16 protein-coding genes are annotated in these 21613 nt (G+C 48.7%); 15 read left to right on the plus strand and 1 reads right to left on the minus strand.

Annotated elements, in window-relative coordinates; translation table 11 throughout:
* Positions 1-21 precede the first annotated feature (21 nt).
* The 12 genes from LG219_RS09955 (at position 22) to LG219_RS10010 (ending at position 12978) form a co-directional block, all read left to right on the plus strand.
* Complete coding sequence (locus LG219_RS09955) at positions 22-1881, plus strand: ribonuclease catalytic domain-containing protein (protein ID WP_226764334.1); 1860 nt, start codon at positions 22-24, stop codon at positions 1879-1881.
* 236 nt (positions 1882-2117) lie between these two features.
* Complete coding sequence (locus LG219_RS09960; protein ID WP_226764335.1) at positions 2118-2714, plus strand: hypothetical protein; 597 nt, start codon at positions 2118-2120, stop codon at positions 2712-2714.
* 137 nt (positions 2715-2851) lie between these two features.
* Complete coding sequence (gene panD, locus LG219_RS09965) at positions 2852-3232, plus strand: aspartate 1-decarboxylase (protein WP_226764336.1); 381 nt, start codon at positions 2852-2854, stop codon at positions 3230-3232.
* Between the two features lie 137 nt (positions 3233-3369).
* Complete coding sequence (hemF, locus tag LG219_RS09970) at positions 3370-4278, plus strand: oxygen-dependent coproporphyrinogen oxidase (protein ID WP_226764337.1); 909 nt, start codon at positions 3370-3372, stop codon at positions 4276-4278.
* 376 nt (positions 4279-4654) lie between these two features.
* Complete coding sequence (locus tag LG219_RS09975) at positions 4655-5023, plus strand: response regulator (protein WP_226764338.1); 369 nt, start codon at positions 4655-4657, stop codon at positions 5021-5023.
* A gap of 53 nt (positions 5024-5076) precedes the next feature.
* Positions 5077-5367, plus strand: coding sequence for an STAS domain-containing protein (locus LG219_RS09980; protein WP_226764339.1), 291 nt, complete (start codon positions 5077-5079; stop codon positions 5365-5367).
* The gene (locus LG219_RS09985; protein WP_226764340.1) at positions 5360-7513 is read left to right on the plus strand and encodes a chemotaxis protein CheA; all 2154 of its coding nucleotides are present in this window, start codon (positions 5360-5362) and stop codon (positions 7511-7513) included. The genes LG219_RS09980 and LG219_RS09985 overlap by 8 nt, the downstream gene beginning before the upstream one ends.
* Before the next feature lie 37 nt (positions 7514-7550).
* Positions 7551-9197 carry a methyl-accepting chemotaxis protein gene (locus LG219_RS09990; RefSeq protein WP_284691679.1) on the plus strand — a complete coding sequence of 549 codons (1647 nt, stop codon included), beginning with the start codon at positions 7551-7553 and terminating at the stop codon, positions 9195-9197.
* 12 nt (positions 9198-9209) lie between these two features.
* On the plus strand, positions 9210-9782 hold the full coding sequence (locus LG219_RS09995) for a chemotaxis protein CheW (protein ID WP_226764341.1): 573 nt from the start codon (positions 9210-9212) through the stop codon (positions 9780-9782).
* An 8-nt stretch (positions 9783-9790) separates the two neighbouring features.
* Positions 9791-10603 carry a CheR family methyltransferase gene (locus tag LG219_RS10000; protein WP_226764342.1) on the plus strand — a complete coding sequence of 271 codons (813 nt, stop codon included), beginning with the start codon at positions 9791-9793 and terminating at the stop codon, positions 10601-10603.
* Between the two features lie 131 nt (positions 10604-10734).
* A complete protein-coding gene (locus LG219_RS10005) occupies positions 10735-11796 on the plus strand; it encodes a protein-glutamate methylesterase/protein-glutamine glutaminase (RefSeq protein ID WP_226764343.1) in 1062 nt (353 codons plus the stop codon).
* A gap of 9 nt (positions 11797-11805) precedes the next feature.
* Positions 11806-12978, plus strand: a complete 1173-nt coding sequence (locus LG219_RS10010; RefSeq protein WP_226764344.1) for an EAL domain-containing protein — start codon at positions 11806-11808, stop codon at positions 12976-12978.
* A gap of 137 nt (positions 12979-13115) precedes the next feature.
* Here LG219_RS10010 and LG219_RS10015 read toward each other — a convergent pair whose 3' ends face one another.
* The gene (locus LG219_RS10015; RefSeq protein ID WP_284691680.1) at positions 13116-14219 is read right to left on the minus strand and encodes a methyl-accepting chemotaxis protein; all 1104 of its coding nucleotides are present in this window, start codon (positions 14217-14219) and stop codon (positions 13116-13118) included.
* A gap of 221 nt (positions 14220-14440) precedes the next feature.
* Here LG219_RS10015 and gltB point away from each other — a divergent pair, with 221 nt between their 5' ends.
* The 3 genes from gltB (at position 14441) to LG219_RS10030 (ending at position 21357) form a co-directional block, all read left to right on the plus strand.
* Entirely contained in the window at positions 14441-19105 is a 4665-nt protein-coding gene (gene gltB / locus LG219_RS10020; RefSeq protein WP_226764345.1) for a glutamate synthase large subunit, read from the plus strand.
* Positions 19105-20568 carry a glutamate synthase subunit beta gene (locus LG219_RS10025; protein WP_226764346.1) on the plus strand — a complete coding sequence of 488 codons (1464 nt, stop codon included), beginning with the start codon at positions 19105-19107 and terminating at the stop codon, positions 20566-20568. Before gltB ends, LG219_RS10025 begins: the two co-directional genes overlap by 1 nt.
* A gap of 474 nt (positions 20569-21042) precedes the next feature.
* Positions 21043-21357 carry a hypothetical protein gene (locus LG219_RS10030; protein WP_226764347.1) on the plus strand — a complete coding sequence of 105 codons (315 nt, stop codon included), beginning with the start codon at positions 21043-21045 and terminating at the stop codon, positions 21355-21357.
* The last annotated feature ends 256 nt before the right edge of the window (positions 21358-21613 follow it).

Below are 21613 nucleotides of genomic sequence, written 5' to 3' on the forward strand. Positions count from 1 at the left end.
GATTTTAAAGTTGGAATATAAATGAACGTATTTTACGAAGAAGATGGCAGCTTTAAGGTTGCAACGATCCAAGACGAGCAGCCGGCGAGTTTGCAAGTTGAAGATACGCGCGGTAAGCGCAGCAAAATCAAGGCCGCCAATGTCTTGCTCAAGTTCGATAAAGTCGGTTTGGATGACTTTTTTAAAGCCGCGCAAAGCGAAGCTGCCGACGTTGATGTGACTTTATTGTGGGAATGTTGCGGTGGTGACGAGTTGAGTTTTGCCGCGATTGCCGCTGAATATTTTGGTAAAAATCCAAGCTTAATTCAGCAAGCTGCCGCGGCGATCGCCTTGCACGCTGCGCCGATGTATTTTTATCGTAAAGGACGTGGCAATTACAAAGCCGCGCCAGAAGAAAACCTCAAAGCGGCACTGGCTGGTGTCGAGCGTAAACAGCGCGAAGCGGAGCAAATGGCCGTATGGCAGGCCGAATTACTAGTGGGTATCTTGCCAGAAGCCTTTAAACCCATGCTCGCCAAGCTAATACATCGCCCAGACAAAAACGGTTTGGAATACAAAGCTTTGGCGCAAGCGGCTGAAAGCGCGCAAACGTCGACTTTGCGTTTACTGGATAAAGTCGGTGCGATTCCGAATATCGCGCAATATTTCCTCGATGGTTTTTTGGCCGAACATTTCCCTAAGGGACGTGGTTTTGCTGAATTTGAGCCGGTGACTGCGCCGGAGGATCTGCCGATTGCCGACGTAAAAGCGTTCTCGATTGATGACGCAACGACGACCGAAATCGACGACGCGTTCAGTTTGCAGAAATTAAAAAATGGTAACTGGCAAGTCGGCATCCATATTGCCGCGCCAGTGCTGGGGATTGCGCCGGGCTCGGCGCTGGATCAAGTGGTACTGGATCGCCTGTCGACGGTGTATTTCCCCGGCGACAAAATCACCATGTTGCCCGATGACGCGGTGAATGTGTTTACCCTCGAAGAAGGTGCAGCGCGCCCAGCAGTATCGATGTATTTGGAAGTGTCGCTCGGCTTTGATATTTTGAGCTACCGCTCAGTGATCGAGCGTGTGCCGGTGGTGGCCAACTTGCGCCACCATGATATCGAGCCGTATTTCAACGAAGACACCGCCGGTCAAGACGGGCCAGATTATCCGTGGAAAGACGAACTCAATTTCTTGTGGCATTTTGCCGGTGCGCTGGAAGGGCGTCGCGGTAAGGCCGATCAGCCGCAGCAAACGCGGATGGATTACAACTTTTATATCGACCGCGACGTGGTGGATGGTGTTGAGAGCGAAAAAGTACGCATCGTGCCACGTAAACGCGGCGCGCCGATGGATAAACTCGTCGCCGAGCTGATGATTTTGGTCAATAGCCAATGGGGCAAAGAGCTGCGCGACGCGCAAATCGCCGGTATTTATCGCTCGCAAGGTGGTGGCCGCGTGCGCTTGTCAACACAGGCCACAGCGCATGCGGGTCTTGGCGTTGAATGCTATATGTGGTCGAGCTCGCCGCTACGCCGCGCTGTGGATTACATTAATCAACAGCAATTAGTGGCCATGCTGCGCGGCGAAAAACCGCGCTACCAAAAAAATGACGCGGAATTATTCACCGCGATTTCCTCATTTGACGCCGCTTATGCCGCTTATGCTGAATTCCAAGATAAGATGGAGCGCTACTGGTGCTTGCGTTTCATGGTGCAAGAAAACCTAAAAGACTTTAACGCGCAAGTGATTAAAGAAAATCTGGTACGCATTGACGGCATGCCTTTGGTGTTGCGCGTCGGTGGCTTGCCTGAGTTGCCGGCTGGAACTACCGTCGCCTTGCAGCGTCTCAATATTGATTATCTTGATTTAACGGTCGAGATGCGTGTCGCAAGAATGTAAAGCCCAGCGACAGAGCGAGTTTTCGGCGCGCTCTATCGTTTTGCCATACTGAATCGACCGTGTGCGCTGGCAGATTTACAAGAATATTTTTTTGGCTTTCTATTTATTGCCATCAAGCTTTTGCACTAATACTGTTAAATTGACTTTAGCGCCGTTAATGATCACGGCGTTGATGATTTGGAATACGTGAATTTCGTGGCCGCGTTTAAGAATTAAACGCCTACTCACAAGGAATAATGATGCAGCCTAACCGCCGGCTCAGTGATTTTTTACCGTTGAAATTTGCCAACGGTAATCAAGTAAAGCAATTCTCTAAGCCCTGTGTGCGTTGCGGCACGATGCTCGACGCGAAACAAATGAATGGCATTGCGCGTTTGGTGGAAAACCACATTGCGATTGCCGCGACAGCACAATGCCCAAAGTGCAGCGAAAACTTTGGCGTGGCCTGTGTGATTAACCCAGATAAGCAAGTGAAACGGGTAGTGTTACCACGGGTGCTATTTAATTTGTATTTACGCGCTTTGCCAGTGCAAAAAAACGAATTGAGTGCCGAGTCGATACCCAATCGCGGTGCGATGTCACGCCCTGAAGTGCGCGATGCCATAGAAGACGCGGCCGAAATCGCGCGTCGGCAAGCGAGCGCTCAGCAAGTGAAAGCGCGAGATATTGTGCGTTCAGAAGAAGCGCTAGGGCGTTTTAACGAAAAAGCGATTCCGGCTTGGCTATTACTCGATGGCCAGCGTTTTGACTTTGAACGCATCGCACCGAACGCGCAAGTGGGCGAGGGCGAGTTTTTGCTCGATGATTGTTTGATCTATCGCGCTAAAGTTTAATTTATTCTGGCTGTGCATTGGGCATTTGCGCCAATGCAATTTATAATCGAGCCCTATTTGAAATGCGCTTAAGTGAACGCTCTGTTTAGGGCACTTGGTCCATCCTTTCGGTATGACCTGCAGCGCGGGAGAAAACCATGCAACGCAATATGCTCAAATCCAAACTGCACCGTGTAACAGCAACGCACGCCGAGCTGCATTACGAAGGTTCGTGCGCGATCGATGAAAATTTACTCGATGCCGCCAATATTCGCGAATACGAAGCGATTGATATTTGGAATATCAATAATGGCGCACGATTCTCGACGTATGCCATCAAAGGCCAACGCGGCTCGGGGATTATTTCAGTGAATGGCTCAGCAGCACGCCATGCGCAAGTCGGTGATTTATTGATTATTGCGACGTTTGCCAATTATGAAGAAAACGAATTGGTCGAACATAAGCCATCGTTGATTTATGTTGATAACAATAATCAAATGACGCACAGCAAAAATGCGATTCCAACGCAGCAGCTTTGATTGCAATGTGGTAGCGAATTAAATCGCTGCGACCTTGCCTTTCATGGCCCAATCCCCTTTAGCCGCAGTTGCAAAAGGGGATTTTTTTATGCCTCGTTTGGCTAAAAATGACGCCGATCCAAGTAAGGAATGACTCAATGAATATCACCGCAGTAAAAGAATACCTACTGACTTTGCAGCAAAATATCGTTGCGACATTAGAAAACATCGATGGCTGCTGTTTTCAAACCGATCGTTGGCAGCGTCCAGAAGGCGGCGGCGGCATTAGCCGTGTGATCGAAAATGGCGCGGTGTTTGAGCGTGGTGGGGTGAATTTCTCGCACGTATTGGGTGCGACCTTACCGCCATCAGCGAGCGCGCATCGGCCGGAACTCGCCGGCTGTGCTTGGGAAGCAATGGGCGTTTCATTGGTGCTCCATCCGCGCAATCCGTATATTCCAACAGTGCATATGAATGTGCGCTTTTTTGTTGCGCAACCGGCTGCGGGCAGTGATGCTGCGCCAGTGTTTTGGTTTGGCGGCGGTATGGATTTAACGCCGTATTATGGCCACCGCGAAGATGCGTCGCATTTTCATCAAACGTGTCATCAAGCGTTAGCGGCGTTTGGCTCCGATTTATATCCACGTTTTAAAGACTGGTGTGACCGGTATTTTTATTTAAAACATCGCCAAGAAGCGCGTGGTATTGGTGGGATTTTCTTTGATGATTTTTCTGAGCTGGGCTTTGCGCAAAGCTTGGCGATGATGCAATCGGTGGGGGATGCCTTTTTGCCAGCGTATACGCCAATTGTGGCGCGCCGCCGTGATTTGGAATACGGCCAGCGTGAACGCGATTGGCAAGCGTATCGCCGCGGTCGCTATGTTGAATTTAATCTGGTTTGGGATCGCGGTACTTTATTTGGCTTGCAATCGGGTGGTCGTACCGAATCGATTTTAATGTCGATGCCACCGCTGGCCGCTTGGCGTTATGACTATCATCCGCAAGCGAACTCGCCAGAAGCCGCCTTATTGAGTGATTTTTTACCGATTCAACACTGGCTGACATAAAGCGAGCTGGCGGGATGCGTGCAGTTGATTCCCGCCAAATTCGCCAACCCCTCGGCTAGGCGCTTTTGGCGGCGATTGAGCGCTGTAGTTCGCTGACATAAGATGAAGCGCTGATACGCCTTGATTCGCTGCGAAAATCGCGCCTGCAGGATGGAAAACCCAACGTCAACAGACCCTAGTGCGTCTATTTGTTGTTTACCCTCTTTGCGGCTTGCTGCCGCATTCTGTTTTGATTACCCCTTCCGTTTTATTCACGTCGACCATTTTTGGCGTTCTTTCGATTTTTAATTCAGCTTGCGATAAGCAAAAAGTAAGCTAATTTTATATCTGTGTATCAATTCCCAAGTTAGTCGCATGTTCAGGCAAAGGGTATCGCATGGCGAAGACCATTTTAATTGTTGATGACTCATCGAGCATGCGACAAACCGTGGGTATGGCATTGAAAAAAGCCGGCTATGAGGTGGTGGATGCTTGTGATGGCCGTGATGCGCTCACTAAGCTTGATGGCCGTAAATATAACCTCATTATTTCGGACGTTAACATGCCGAATATGGATGGGATTAGCTTTGTGAAAGCAGCCAAACAGCTGGCAAATTATCGCTTTACGCCGGTGATTATGTTAACCACCGAATCAGGTGAAACACTTAAAAATGAAGGTCGTGCTGCTGGCGTTAAAGCGTGGGTGGTGAAGCCATTTCAACCGGCACAAATGTTAGAAGCGGTACAAAAACTGATCCTGCCTTAAAACGTGCGTTCAACTTCTATGGATTTCGATGAAAACCAAACGGTGAATCAGCAATGAGTGAACTTATTTTGGACGGCGAGCAAACCATCTACCAAGTGCGCGACACTTATCTGCAACTCAAATCGATCATGAATGAAAGCAAAGGTTTGTCTTTGTCTTTACCGCAGATTCAAGAGTGCGATTGTGCTTTTGTGCAGCTCTTGCTGTGGGTCAAGCAAGAGGCTGAGCGTCAACAGCAGCCGTTGCACTTCTTGCAACCGCCGGCAGCGTTAGTCGAGCTGGTGAGCTTACTGGGTTTAAGTGATGTGCTTTTCGCGCCAAATCAGGAGATGCTTAATGGATGATGAAGGACTACAGGCATTTATTGATGAAGCCAACGAGTTGTTGCAGCAAATGGAACATATTTTGCTCGATGCTGAAAATGCCCAAGGTAACACTGAGCTACTGAATGCACTATTTCGGACGATGCATACGATTAAAGGTTCGGCAGGTTTATTTGCGTTGGACGGTATCGTTAAATTTACCCACGAAGTTGAAAACGTTCTCGATTTATTGCGCAATGGCAGCATCCAGCTCGATGAAGCCTTAGTGAGTGTCATGCTGCGCTGTCGTGACTATGTGCAAAGCATGGTCGATGCGATGAGTAATGAAAAAATAATACCTTCTGATGACGATCGCGCCACCTTGTTGGCAGATTTGCAGCTGTATCAAGTTAAAAAAACACCAGCAACACCGATGACTCAAGTTCCGGAGCTCGAAGCCGCGCTAGTGTTGCAAGTTAAGACGAATACGAGCTGGTTGATTTACTTGGGTTTTAGCCCTGATTTACTGAGGCATGGCTTGGATTTAGCGAGCTTTTTTCGTTTTTTGGCGCGACAAGGGCGTATTGAACGGGTATTGCCATTAATCGATACGCTGTTAAACGTTTCTGATTTTGACCCTGAGCAAAATTATCTGCAATTTGCCGTGCGTTTCGAAGGTGATAGCACTACGGCGGCTTTACATGATGTGTTTGAGTTTGTGCGTGAAGACAGCTTGATTTTGATTACCCCGTTGGCCGAGGCGCGCGACTTTTTACAGCAGCAAACTGAACAAATCTCCCGTGAAATTTGGGAAAAAATTAATGCAGCTTGGGTTGAATTGGGCCTAGCACCGCTGGAGAGCGAAAAAATAGCGGCCGTCGTTTCACCCGTCGTGGCTCATTTAGCACTGGAAACCAGCACCTTGGTCGGTGGTGCAAAAAAAGTTAAAACGGAGAAAGCCGGTGAAGCCACTTTTTTGCGGGTGGAAGCTGAAAAACTCGATAGCTTGATTAATTTGGTCGGTGAATTAGTGATTTCTGGCGCGGCAGGTAATTTGCTGGCCAGTCAAAATGGCGCGATGGCTTTGCAAGAGTGGAGCCTGAGCATGAGCAATTTGATCGAACAAATTCGCGCCGGCGTGTTGTCGATGCGAATGGCGCAAGTGGGTGAAGTATTTCAGCGTTTTCCACGCGTGGTTCGAGACGTAGCCAAAGAGCTAGGTAAAGACATTCATTTAGAAGTCACCGGCGCCGAAACCGAGCTGGATAAATCCATGATTGAAAAATTATCCGATCCGCTGATGCACATTGTACGCAATGCAATGGACCATGGTATTGAGTCCAAAGAGGCAAGGATCAAGGCGGGCAAGCCAATACATGGCACGGTGTATTTGAATGCATATCACGAATCAGGCAGTGTCATGATTGAGGTGAGTGATGACGGTGCGGGTTTACGCCGAGATAAAATTCTCGCTAAAGCGGTTGAGCGTGGTTTGGTCAGTGCGGATGCGCAATTATCTGAACAGGAAATCTATAGCCTGATTTTTGAGCCAGGATTTTCAACGGCGGAACAAATTACTAATTTGTCCGGCCGTGGTGTTGGCATGGACGTGGTGAAAAAAAGCATTGATGCGCTACGTGGCCATGTCATGGTCGACTCTGATGTTGGCATTGGGACCGTCTTGCGAATTCGCCTTCCGTTGACCTTAGCAATTATTGATGGATTTTTAGTTCGCAGTAGCAATGCGACGTATGTGGTGCCACTGGAGTCGGTGATTGAGTGTATTGAATTGCCTGATGAATTAAAAATGGATGGCAGTTTAGATCATTTAAATTTGCGTGGTGAATTATTGCCTCTATTGCGGTTATCTAATTTTCTTGATTTGGAATCGAGCGGCCAAGAAGTTAGTCGTGCCAATGTGGTGGTATTACGTGCCAATGAACGTAAAGTCGGCTTAGTGGTTGATGCGTTATTGGGTGAATTTCAAACCGTAATTAAACCTTTAGGTACGTTATTTCAACATCTTAAAGCCATTGGTGGCTCAACTATTTTAGGTAATGGGCAAGTGGCGTTGATTTTGGATGTGAGTGAGCTGGTTCAGCATGTCACGCTACGCGATGCAGAGCTATTTAGTTTTAATCATGAATTGGCCACTCGGTCGGTGGTGCATAGCCATTTGGCAATTTGATGGTATGTGTAGTGAGCGTCAAACCAAGGAGAAAGCGATGAATTCAACTAAAAACATGAGCGTTGCAATGCGTTTAGCACTAGGCTTTGGTGCGCTGGTTGTCATGTTATTAATTTGTGTAGCGGTAGCTGTACAAGGCTTGGCACAAATTGATAATCAGCTTGACGATATTATTAAAGTGAAATTTTCTCGAAATGATATGTATGGCTTAATGCTCGATAAACTACAAGAAATGCGCGTGCTTTATCGGCAAGCCGTAATTGAAGATGACGAAACTAAACTCAAGGGCATTGAGGAAAAATATCAAGTCGCTAAAAAAGAATTTCTAGAGACACAAATGGCATTGAGTAAATCAATGGAAGAGCAAGATGGCTTTAATTCACGTAAAGAAATCGAGATTCAAAATCAATTAAAAACTTTAACTCCGCCGGCTTTTGAGCTTGCAGATAAAGTGCTGATGTTAGGCGTGAATAATCAAGCTGAAGAAGCAAAAATCGCTTTAGAACAAGTCATTATTCCCGTCAGTCATTTATTGCAAGTTGTTCGTGATTTGGGTGATGAACAAACGCGCTTAAGTCAATTGAGTGGAAAAGAGGCGGCAGTTAGCGTTGATAAAACCAAATGGCTATTGGGTAGTGTGGCTCTGGTGGCCTTGTTTCTATCGATAATTATTAGCTGGCTGATTATTCGCTCGATTACTCGCGCTTTAGGCGGTGAGCCTTATTATGTGCAAGCGCTGATGTTTGAATTGTCTAAAGGCAATTTAATGATTGATGTCGCAGTACGTGATAGTGATAAGACCAGTTTGGCTTATGCGATTCGGACCATGGTCGAGCGTTTACGCGGCATCATTATCGAAGTAAAAAGTAGTACTGACAATATGTCAGCCGCATCGATGCAGCTGTCGAGTACCTCACAAAGCCTATCGCAATCATCGAGCGAATCGGCCGCCAGTATTGAGGAAACCTCATCGTCGATCGAAGAAATGACTTCGTCGATTAATCAAACCAATGAAAATGCTCGGTTGACCGAAAGTATTGCCACTAAAGCCTCTCGCGAGGCGTCAGAAGGCGGCGCGGCGGTGCGCGAAACAGTGGAAGCGATGCGTAAAATCGCCGAACGCATCCGCATTGTTGACGATATTGCCTACAAAACTAATCTATTGGCCCTCAATGCCGCGATTGAGGCTGCGCGTGCCGATGAGCATGGTAAGGGCTTTGCTGTGGTTGCTGCCGAAGTGCGTAAATTAGCTGAACGCAGTCAAGTTGCGGCGCAAGAAATCAGTTCAGTGGCCAGCAATAGCGTGGCTTTAGCTGAGCGCGCCGGGAGTTTGCTCGATGAAATGGTGCGTTCAAGCACTAAAACGGCCGATTTAGTTCAAGAAATTGCTGCTGCAGCCAATGAACAGGCCGGCGGTGTTGGCCAAATCAATAGCGCAGTTCAGCAAATTAACAGCTCAACGCAAGCCAATGCTTCAGCTAGTGAAGAGTTGGCGGCTACGGCAGAAGAAGTCAGCTCGCAAGCGGGTAATTTACAAGATGTGATGGGTTTTTTTCAAATCGATAGCACCGCTCACCGTCGCAGTAGTGCCTCATTAGGCAAAGGGATGAGCAAAAAACAATTGCATTCGACGAACGCTTCTAACTCATCGGGTTTGGATGAGAATGATTTTGTCCATTTTTGAGAGGAGTTCATGATGGGGGCGCTCGCATTAATCAATAAAATGGCCGGTAAAAGTAATGCAGATATTCAAATGCAAAGCACCGAACAATATCTTTCATTTCAACTGGGAGGAGAAACGTTTGCGATTGGCATTCGCTCGATTCGCGAAATCTTAGAATATGAATATCTGACTGAAGTACCGATGATGCCGGACTTTTTGCGCGGGGTGATGAACTTACGTGGCGCGGTGGTACCAGTGACGGACTTGGCCTTGCGCTTTGGCCGAGCCCGCACTGAGCTGGGTCGGCGCACTTGTGTGGTGATTGTTGAGGTGTTAGACCCAGAAACTGGTGCGGCACAATTAATTGGTGTTTTGGTGGATGCAGTACACGAAGTCTTGACCATTGCCCTTGATGATATTGAAAGAGCGCCGCAGTTTGGTAGCAAATTACGCACTGAGTTTATTTCTGGTATGGCGTGTGTGGATAATCGCTTTATTGTTTTGTTGGATATTTCACGGGTATTGTCAGTGGAAGAAATGTCCGTTTTGGCGGGAATTGAGCATGATGGTGTGATGCCAAAAATGGATGATAGCCATGCTTCTTGAAGAGCATTATGCAATTAAATGATGCGACGTTTGCTCGCTTTAGCGCATGGATGCGCGAGCAATCGGGCATGCATATGCCAGAGAGTAAAAAAACATTATTGCAACAGCGCTTACTGAATCGTTTAACCGCGCGGCAAGTGAGTACGTATGAAGCGTATTTACGGTTGTTACAAGATCCAGACGAGGTGCAAGAGCAAGCCATTGCGGTGGATTTACTCACTACGCACGAAACTTTTTTCTTTCGTGAGCGTAAACATTTTGATTGGATGCAACATGAAGTTGCGGCTTGGCCTAAAAATCGCGCGTTGAATGTATGGAGTGCTGCATCGTCGACTGGGGAGGAAATCTGGAGTATCGCGATGATTTTGGCGCATCAGCTCGGCGAGCAGGCCGATTGGCGGGTACTCGGTAGTGATATTAGTTTGCGAGTCATTGCGCAGGCTAAAGCAGCGCATTATTCGCTCAATCGAGTTGACGGGATTCCGAGTGTGTTGATGCGAAAATATTGTCTTAAAGGGGTGGGCAAGCAAGATGGTTCTTTATTGATTGTCCCCGCGCTGCGAAATAAAGTGGAATTTAAGACCATTAATTTAGCTTTGCCATTACCTGAAATTGGGTTGTTTGATTTTATTTTTTTACGCAATGTACTTATTTATTTTGATGTTAATGGCAAGCAGGAAATTTTGAACAAAGTGATCAAAAAGCTTAAAAACAATGCTTATTTATTTGTTAGCCATTCGGAAAGTTTATATGGTTTGAGTGAAGATTTGAAATTGATTCAGCCAGGTATTTATCAGTATAAATCTGCAGCGTCGGTTTAAAATACTCGATTTTTTTAGTTGTTGGTCATGTCTTGATAGGCTAATTAATGTATTTTAGTTTGTCGTTAACGGTGTTTTTAAAATTGGTGATTAATTAAATCTTTTAGTTACGATATTCATCGGGTAAAAATATGATTAAGGTCATGGTTGTTGATGATTCTGCTGTAATTCGTCAGGTGGTAAGCTCGATTTTAAATGCAACTACGGATATTCGCGTTATTGATTCAGCGCCTGATCCAGTTTATGCCCTTGAGAAAATGAAAAAAGACTGGCCAGATGTTTTGGTTTTAGATATTGAAATGCCCAGAATGGATGGAATTACGTTTCTTAAGCAATTAATGAACGAGCATCCAACGGCTGTGGTGGTTTTATCCTCGCTCACCACGCAAGGATCGGCCACCGCGATTGAGGCTTTGCGCGCAGGGGCTGTGCAGGTTTTGGCCAAATCCAGTTTAGGGGTAAAACAAGCGTTATTGGATGACGCGGCCAGTTTGGTCAGCGCCGTTCGAGCCGCAGCGAGGGCGAAAGTGTCTTTGCTAAAACCGAAACCCGATACGCCGGCCATTGTGGTTCGACCTAAATTATCTGCCGATGTGGTGATTGCGCCACCAGTTCAAGGGGCGATGATTCAAACGACTGAACGCATTGTGTTACTGGGGGCTTCAACCGGCGGCACGCAGGCTTTGGAGGAGGTGCTAAAAAAATTATCCCGCACCTGCCCACCGATTGCGATTGTGCAGCATATGCCACCTAATTTTACTGAATCATTTGCCAAGCGTTTAGATCAGCTGTGTGATATCGATGTGCGTGAGGCTAAGCATGGCGATCGCTTATTACCCGGTTTGGCTTTGATTGCGCCGGGCGGCAAGCATTTGATGATTAAACGCAGTGGTGCTCAGTATCTGGTGGATGTGGTTGAAGGCCCATTAGTGAGTCGGCATTGTCCTTCGGTGGATGTGTTGTTTCGCTCTGGCGCTAAATTTGCTGGGCGCAACGCCATTGGCGTGATTATGACGGGGATGGGCGATGATGGGGCTAAGGGCTTAAAAGAAATGCAAGACGCAGGCGCGAAAACCTATGCGCAAGATGAGATGAGCTGCGTGGTTTTTGGCATGCCTAAAGAAGCAATTAAGTTGGGGGCGGCCGATGAAGTGCTGCCATTGTCGCGAATTTCTAGCGTGATTGGCGCTTAAGGAGCCATTGTGGCAACAACAGTGATGGTGGTGGATGATTCTTCAGTACAGCGGCGGCATGCTGTGAATTTGTGTCGAGAACTTGAGCTTGAGGTGATTGCAACGGCGGACGATGGGCTCAATGCTTTATTGCAATTAAAAGCACCAACGCTAAAGCCGGATTTAATTTTGCTCGATTTGGAAATGCCAGGCGTGAATGGCATCGGTTTACTCAAAGAGCTTGGGCGTAGCCGCCAACAAGCCGGTATTTTAGTGGTGAGTTCTAGAGAAACCGTGTTGCTGTCTTCGGTGGTTTCTTTAGGGCGTAGTGACGGTTTACATATTGTGGGTTCAGTACAAAAACCGCTAACGGCTGATTTATTGCGCACGGCTTTGACTGGGTTTACTGCGCGGTCAAATACGGATTTGAGCCCGGTATTGCCCGCTGATTTAATCGCTGCAATGAACGCCGGTCAGATTGGTTTTGCCTATCAGCCGCGTATTGATTTACATCGTCGGACGCTGCAAGGTGTGCGTTTGGTGCCAACGTGGGATGAGGCGGTTTTTCCTGGGCAAAATCGCGAAGTATTGATTGAGCAATTGTATGCCTTGCCGCAATTTACCTTGCTGGTGCAAAGCTTTATGGCTCAGGCGCTCAATGATCTGGCATCTTGGCAGCGACATGGATTGCGGCTGGCAATGAATATCCCTTTGCCTTTTTCGACCTTTGCCGCCTATACCATGGCACCAACTTTTTTAAGTGATTTAGATGCATTACAACTGCCGCCCAGTTCGGTGGTATTAGAGGTCGCTTGTTGGGAAGGGCGCGATGATGCGGCGAGTATTCTGAATACTTTATTGCAGCTAAGAATTAAAGAAGTGGGGATTGCATTTGTCGATCGTGGGCAAGGGTTTACTTGGCTTGAAGAGCAAGGGCAATTGCCTTTGAGCGAGTTTCATCTATCCGCAGGTTTGATTGAGCGCGCTCAACACCAAGAGTTGAGTCAATTATTGATTAAATACAGTATTCAGCTGGTGCATGATTTGTCGCTGAAAGCGTATGCCAGCAATGTTACAACGCCAGCCCAGTTGCAGCGATTGGAACAAGCCGCTTGTGATTATGTATCCGGTGCTTTGATCGGAGCGCTGCTGACTGCGGATGAAGTACCCAATTGGAGTAAACAGGCGGCGCTACATGGCTAGGTTTGATCTATTGCGCGATTTATTGAAAACAAAGGTTTGATGGCAGAGCCTAAGCCGCAGACAGTACATCAAGTATGATCAGGCGAAGCAACGATGCAAAAAGACGGTTGCTTAACGATTGACAAGATCAAACGAAATTAAAAGTAATCAACCCCAGCACTAGCACCGGTCGCTACACTCTGGCTAGACTTGCCAGAGTGTAGTTTTTTTTGCTCATGGGTGGTGTAACTCAATTCGAGCTCATTCAACCATTGGCTTTGTGCAGGTAATGGGCTCTGTTTGGCCAGTAGTTGTTGTAATTTATTCATATCTCCTTGCACATGACCCATGATTTGGCCCATTCGATCTTGGTATTGTAAGTGTACTAAGACTTCGTGGATTTCTTGTTCGACGGCTTGGCTTTCCGTATTGAGTTGTTGCACGGTTTGATTGAGTTGATCTGCCGTTTGATGAAAGCCGTGTACCACATCATCAATAATATTTTTTGATTCTCCGATCATGCAGGCTTCGGTCATTGATAGGTTTTTGGCCGCAGCTAAAGCGCCTTCTATCGTGGCGTTGATTGATTCGACCTTGCTGCGAATATGCTTGCCGGTTTCGCCAGATAGTGTCGACAATTTGCGAACTTCATCGGCCACCACGGCAAAGCCTCGCCCAGCTTCCCCAGCTCTCGCCGCCTCAATGGCCGCATTGAGGGCCAATAAATTAGTTTGCCCTGCGATTTCAGCGACTGAAGTCGCCATTTGTTTGAGCTCAATATTAAATTGCCCTAAACCTTCTAGCTCAACCAATAGCGCGGCTCGATCCTTAAGGACTTGCTCGAGTGCTTTGACAATATTGTTCAGTTGGGCCTCAGAGCGATGGATGGTGGCAATGACATTGCCGCCGTGTGCACCATCCGAAGCCAAGCGAATCGTGCCTCCCAGACTTTCGATGATATCGGCAAAATGTAAGGCCAGTTTGTCTACCGCCTCTTGGCTTTGATCGCGAGCCAAACCCAGATTGCGATGCCAAAGTGGCAATAAATCCACCAGTAATAAAGGTAAATCACCATGAATCGCGGGGGTTGGCATGGGTATTTCGGTAGCAGGAGGTGGCTGACTCATTTTTTGCGTCAAGAGTAATGCACCGCCAATGAGTAGACCGAGCAATATGCCTTGCCACCAAATGGATGCAATGAGTCCACAGGCAATTAGATTTATTGTTGAAATTGAAAGCAAAATTGAGGTTTTTATGGACATTTTTCGTAATCTTTATGTAGGCTATTGAGTCGTCATAGAAGATAAGTCTCGCTTCGGCTAGTGGTGTTTCGCCTGATTTTGCTTAAGTTTTGGTTTTTTATTGTTTCAGTGGCAAATTATTCTGGCACACTTACCCATTGGGCGATTTTTCTTGATGAAGTCGGTTAAACGATGTGGTGAAGTCTGCTACTCAGACATTGATATTGCATAGGAATAGACGAATGGACATGGCATTTCCTAACGAGCAGGGGATGTACGACCCCGCCAATGAACACGACGCTTGCGGCGTAGGTTTTGTTGCTCACATCAAAGGCCAAAAAAGCCATCATATTATTGAGCAAGGTTTGCTCATTTTAAAAAACATTGACCATCGCGGCGCAGTGGGTGCTGATGCTTTAGCGGGGGATGGTGCGGGTATATTGATCCAGATCCCTGATGCGCTATTTCGCAAGGTGACACTCCCCCAGGGTATTATTTTACCGCCGATGGGCGATTACGGTGTCGCGATGTGCTTCTTGCCGCAAGAAGCCGCAGCCCGCGCCGCCTGTGAAGAAGAAATCGAGCGCGCTGTTCGCGCCGAAAAACAAGTAGTTTTAGGTTGGCGTGATGTGCCCGTTAACCACGATATGCCGATGTCGCCGCTGATTAAAGCCACCGAACCCGTGATTCGCCAACTCTTTATTGGTCGTGGCAATGATGTGTTGGTCACTGATGCGCTAGAGCGCAAGTTGTACATCATTCGCAAACGCGCCAGCCATGCCATTCGCGCCTTAAAGCTTAAATACGGTGGCGAGTATTACATTCCATCTTGTTCCGCTCGTACCATCAATTACAAAGGTTTATTACTGGCCGACCAAGTGGGCGAGTATTACCTTGATTTGCAAGATCCTGCCTGTATCTCGGCGCTGGCCTTGGTACATCAACGCTTTTCGACCAATACCTTCCCAACTTGGGATTTAGCCCATCCATTCCGCTATATCGCGCATAACGGCGAAATCAACACTTTGCGTGGCAATGTGAACTGGATTCGTGCGCGTGAAAAAGCCATTAGCTCGCCGGTGCTCGGCAAAGATATCGACAAAATCTGGCCACTGATTTATCCGGGACAATCGGATTCGGCGTCATTTGATAATGCGCTGGAATTATTGGTGATGGGTGGTTATTCGCTGGCGCAAGCGATGATGATGATGATTCCAGAAGCGTGGGAACGTAACGGTGAAATGGATGAAAATCGCCGCGCTTTCTACGAATATCATGCCGCCATGATGGAGCCTTGGGATGGCCCAGCCGCCGTAGCGTTTACCGACGGCCGCCAAATCGGCGCGACGCTCGATCGGAATGGTCTGCGTCCAGCGCGCTATTTAGTCACCAACGATGATTTGGTGGTGATGGCGTCTGAATCGGGCGTGTTGCCGATTAGTGAAGAGCGCATTAATAAAAAATGGCGTTTGCAACCGGGCAAAATGTTCTTGATCGACTTAGAGCAAGGCCGGATTATCGACGATAAAGAGCTCAAAGACAGCCTTGCTAACGCCAAGCCGTATCGCGAATGGATTGAAAAAATCCGCATTAAGCTCGATGACATCGAAGGCGACGATGGCGACGCCAGTTTCCCGCTGCCCGATGCCCACTCGCTGCTCGATCAACAGCAAGCCTTTGGTTACACGCAAGAAGACCTCAAGTTTATTTTGGAACCGATGGCCAAAGCCGGTGAAGAACCGACTGGCTCTATGGGTAATGATGCTGCGCTGACAGTGTTGTCGCGGAAAAACAAGCCGCTGTACCACTACTTCAAGCAATTGTTTGCTCAGGTGACCAATCCGCCGATCGACCCGATTCGTGAAGAAATGGTGATGTCTTTGGTGTCGTTTATCGGCCCGAAACCGAACCTACTTGGCACGACCGACATCAATCCACCGATTCGTCTGGAAGTCACGCAGCCGGTCTTGTCTAGCGCGCAGTTTGAAAAAATTCGCAATATCGGCCAGTACACTGGCGGTAAATTTTATTCGCATCAACTTAATATCTGCTACCCCGTTGCTTGGGGTAAAGAGGGCGTTGAAGCGCGCTTAGCGTCTTTGGTGGCCGAAGCGGAAGATGCCGTAAAATCCGGCGCCAATATTTTGATCGTTTCTGATCGGGCGATGGACGCCAAACACGTGGCGATTCCTGCCTTGCTGGCCACGTCGGCGATTCATCAGCACTTGGTGAAACGCGGCCTACGCACTAGCACTGGTTTAGTGGTTGAAACTGGCTCGGCGCGGGAAACGCACCATATTGCCTTGCTCGGTGGTTATGGCGCAGAAGCGGTGTATCCGTATTTGACCTTGGCTACGCTGGCGGATTTGGCGTATGCCAATGGCGGCGACGCGGAACTGGCGGCCAAATACCAGAAAAACTTTATCAAAGCCGTAGGTAAAGGCTTGATGAAAGTGATGTCGAAAATGGGCATCTCAACCTATATGTCGTACACCGGCGCGCAGATTTTTGAAGCGATTGGTTTGCAAAAATCAGTGGTGAAAAAATACTTCACCGGCACGGCAAGTAATATTGAGGGTATTGGTCTGTTTGACATTGCTGAAGAAGCGGTGCGGCTACATACCTCGGCATTTGGTAGCGATCCGGTGCTCGCCAATCAGCTCGATGCTGGGGGTGAATATGCCTTCCGGATTCGCGGTGAAGATCATTTATGGACGCCAGATTCGATTGCCAAATTGCAGCACGCAACACGCAGCAATTCGTTCTCAACCTACAAAGAATACGCCGCGCTGATTAACGATCAAAGCCGTCGTCATCTCACGCTACGTGGTTTGTTTGAAATTAAACCGGCGGGCGCGCCAGTGCCGTTGGCCGAAGTTGAATCAGCCGCCGAAATCGTTAAACGTTTTGCCACCGGCGCGATGTCGCTCGGCTCGATTTCGACCGAAGCGCATACCGCTTTGGCGATTGCGATGAACCGCATCGGCGGTAAATCCAATACTGGTGAAGGCGGTGAAGACGCCGCGCGTTTTGGCGTGCTGAAAGCCGGTCAAACACTGTCCGAAGTGATCGGCAAGAATCGGATTGAGCGCGACTATACGTTTAAAGAAGGCGACAGCCTGAGGTCCGCCATTAAACAAGTCGCATCGGGCCGCTTTGGGGTGACGACCGAATACCTGGTTAACGCCGATCAAATTCAGATCAAAATGGCGCAAGGCGCCAAGCCCGGTGAAGGTGGTCAACTGCCGGGGCACAAGGTTTCCGAATACATCGGTAAATTGCGCCATTCGGTGCCGGGCGTTGGCTTGATTTCGCCACCACCGCATCACGATATTTATTCGATTGAAGATTTGGCGCAGCTGATTCACGACTTGAAAAACGTCAATCCAGTGGCGTCGATTTCGGTGAAATTGGTCGCTGAAGTCGGCGTGGGGACCGTGGCGGCAGGGGTGACGAAAGCCAAGGCCGATCACTTGGTGATTGCCGGTCATGACGGCGGCACCGGGGCTTCACCACAATCGTCGATCAAGCATGCAGGCGGGCCGTGGGAGCTCGGTTTGGCAGAAACTCAGCAAACGCTGGTGCTCAATAAGCTTCGCGGCCGAGTTCGGGTGCAAGTTGATGGCCAAATGAAAACCGGTCGTGACGTGGTGATTGGTGCCTTGCTCGGCGCCGATGAGTTTGGTTTTGCCACTGCGCCATTGGTGGTGGAAGGCTGCATTATGATGCGCAAATGCCATCTCAACACTTGCCCAGTCGGCGTGGCGACGCAAGATCCAGTGCTGCGTCAGCGTTTCTCGGGTCAGCCTGAGCATGTGGTGAATTACTTCTTCTTCGTTGCCGAAGAAGCGCGCCAAATCATGGCCGAAATGGGCGTTCGCACCATTGATGAATTGATTGGCCGTTCTGATTTACTCGATAAACAAGCAGGGGTAGACCACTGGAAGACCAAGGGTCTGGACTTTAGCAAGATTTTCTATCAGCCAAAGGCCGGGCCAGAAGTGCCACGTTTGCATGCCGAAGTGCAAGATCATGGCCTGAATAAAGCGCTCGACAATCAATTGTTGGCGCAAGCTGCGCCAGCGCTGGAACGCGGTGAAGTGACCAAAATCAGTCTTGCGGTGAAAAACATCAACCGTACTGTGGGGGCGATGCTCTCGGGTGAAGTGGCACGTCGTTACGGCCACGCCGGCCTGCCGGAAGACACGCTGCAAGTGGCGCTACACGGCACGGCAGGGCAAAGTTTTGCGGCCTTCTTGGCGCGCGGCATTACCATCACCTTAACCGGTGAAGGTAATGATTATGTGGGTAAAGGCTTGTCGGGCGGGCGGATTGTGATTCGTCCAAATGCGGCATTTAGCGGCAAAACTTGGGAAAACATCATCGTTGGCAATACCGTGCTGTTTGGCGCGATTGCCGGTGAAGCCTTCTTTGCCGGTGTCGGTGGCGAGCGGTTTGCGGTGCGTAATTCCGGTGCCACCGCGGTGGTTGAAGGCTTGGGCGACCATGGTTGTGAATACATGACCGGTGGTACGGTGGTGGTTCTGGGGCAAACGGGGCGCAATTTTGCCGCTGGGATGTCGGGTGGCGTGGCGTATGTTTACGATCCGGAAGGCGTGTTTGCAGCGCGCTGCAATATGGCGCAAGTCGCACTAGAGCGCGTGTTACCCGCTGCGGAACAAGCCGCGCCGTTCCACAATGACATCGCCGATGAAACCCAGCTCAAAGCGTTGATCGCTCGCCACGCTGAGTTAAGCGGCAGTGTTCGTGCCAGCCAGTTGCTGCAAGATTGGCCAGTAAGCCGTGCCGCTTTTGTGAAGGTGTTTCCGAATGAATATCGCCGAGCATTAAAAGAAATGGCCGCAGCGAATGTCAGTGCCGCAGCCGCAGTGAAGGAGATTGCATAATGGGCAAGCCAACTGGATTTTTAGAAATTGAACGCGTCAAAGACAGTTACGAGCCGGTGGCCCAGCGCCTCACGCATTATCGTGAATTTGTTCCGGCATTAAGCGATGACAAAGCCAAATTGCAAGGCGCACGTTGCATGGACTGCGGTATTCCGTTTTGCAATAACGGTTGCCCAGTCAACAATGTGATCCCTGATTTTAACGATTTGGTGTACCACCAAGACTGGAAAACGGCGTTGGATGTGCTGCATTCAACCAATAATTTTCCGGAGTTCACTGGCCGCGTGTGCCCTGCGCCGTGCGAAGCCGCCTGTACGTTAGGCATTAATGATGATCCGGTCGGGATTAAATCCATCGAGCGCTCGATTATTGATAAAGGCTGGGAAAACGGCTGGGTAGTACCGCAAATCGCTAGCGTTAAAACCGGTAAAAAAGTCGCTGTCGTTGGTTCTGGCCCAGCGGGTTTGGCCGCCGCGCAGCAACTGGCGCGGGCAGGTCACGCCGTCACGGTGTTTGAGAAAAACGCCGCGGTGGGTGGTCTATTGCGCTACGGTATTCCTGATTTTAAATTAGAGCAATCGGTGATTGATCGTCGTTTGGCGCAATTAACAGCCGAGGGTATTTTGTTTAAAACCAATACTGTTGTGGGTTCTAAAGACATACCTGCTGGTATCGTTTGCGATGCGCAAACCGTGATTAGCCCTGCAGAGCTCGATGCTGAGTTTGACGCGGTGATTTTGGCCGGTGGCGCAGAAGTGCCGCGTGATTTACCCGTGGTGGGGCGCGAGCTCAAAGGCGTGCATTACGCTTTGGAATTGCTGATCGCGCAAAACAAACAAGTGGCTGGCGGTGCTGTTAATCCAATCCATGCGGCGGGCAAGCATGTGGTGGTGATTGGTGGTGGCGATACCGGTTCTGACTGCGTGGGGACAAGTAACCGACATGGCGCAGCGAGCGTGACGCAGCTGGAATTAATGCCGCAACCGCCAGAGCAAGAAAATAAACCGCTGGTTTGGCCGTATTGGCCAGTCAAAATGCGCACTTCGAGTAGTCATGAAGAAGGTGCGGAGCGTGATTTTGCAGTGCAAACGCAAGCGTTTGTCGGTGAAAATGGCGTACTCAAAGCGCTGCAGTTGGTGCGTTTAGAATGGCAAGATGGCAAACCGACCCCAATTGCGGGTAGCGAATTTGAGCTGCCAGCCGATTTGGTGTTCTTGGCGATGGGCTTTACCCATCCTGTTGCTAGCATTCTTGACGCCTTTGGCGTTGAGAAAGATGCGCGTGGTAATGCCAAAGCCACCACTGAGGGCAAAGCTTGCTATCAAACCAATGTCGCCAAAGTGTTTGCCGCAGGTGATCAACGCCGTGGTCAATCGTTAATTGTTTGGGCCATCCGCGAAGGCCGCCAAGCCGCACGTGAGGTCGATCAATTCTTGATGGGCAAAACAGTTCTGCCACGTTGATGGGTATTGGCCGGTAGCCCTTTTTAATTAAGGGCTACAGGTAGATACTTTGATAAAGAGCCAACATTTGTTGTAGTGCTGTTCACTTAAGCTAAACATTGAGACGCCGACGCAGAGGCGCGGAGCAAACCACCGCAAAGCATCAACCAGTCGCAGTTTAAATCGTGGTGCTTGCTACCGGTTTGAGTTCGGATTTGGTTTTTCTCTGCGTCTCTGCGTTAAAAGCTGGGTTTAAGTGAACGGTATGCCGCATTTGTTGGCTTTTTTTATGGTGTGGGCTTGCGAAGTTATAAAGTGAAAGTCAATTCGCGCTAACCGCTAGGCGTGGATTATGAATATCAATGTTTGATTGGCCGTATAATCAACGCATTCTAATCTTGATGGACGCAATGATGCCGTCGAGATTTATCAGCCTGAGTGTTTGACGGTGTTTAAAGCGTCATGCCGCAGGCTATCACGTAGGGATGAGACCAAATGGAAGAAGTTCAAAACGAGCCTAGCAACTGGCATGTGATTTTACGGCCCAATCATGAACGTAAAGTATTAGCCAAAAGCAAAATGTATCGCTTGCGCAATAATCAACCTGAGCGTTTAGACGTTTTGGAAGAAATCGTCGGCAATTCACAGTTTAAATACAATCGTTTTGCTCGTGTGATTGATTCACCTGAGCAATATTTAGTCGATCGTTTGCGCGCAGAATGCATCGAAAAAATCGGTCATGACCGCGATATTATTCATTATTTGATCGCCATTGCGATTGAGCGCAGCGAGCTATCTAAGCGCCGCTAAAATCAGTAGATTAAGTCTGTTTGCGAGGCGTATTCTGAACGAATGTTTCTTGCAAACTGACTGATTTATTAAGTATTTTCGTCAATCTTTACCTCCCAATCTACCCCGTTCTTGGGGTTTCCCCCGATTGCCGTTCATTTATGGCTTTGAGTTGCTTTGAGCCCCCTTTATCGCTAGAATCAAGCCCTTTTTGCTTGACTAGGGTCAAACCCTAGCAGCATGTATTTGACTGATTCTTGAGCTTTTGTAAGGGTGC

The sequence above is a fragment of the Deefgea salmonis genome, from assembly GCF_020531905.1.
Taxonomy (GTDB): domain Bacteria; phylum Pseudomonadota; class Gammaproteobacteria; order Burkholderiales; family Chitinibacteraceae; genus Deefgea; species Deefgea salmonis.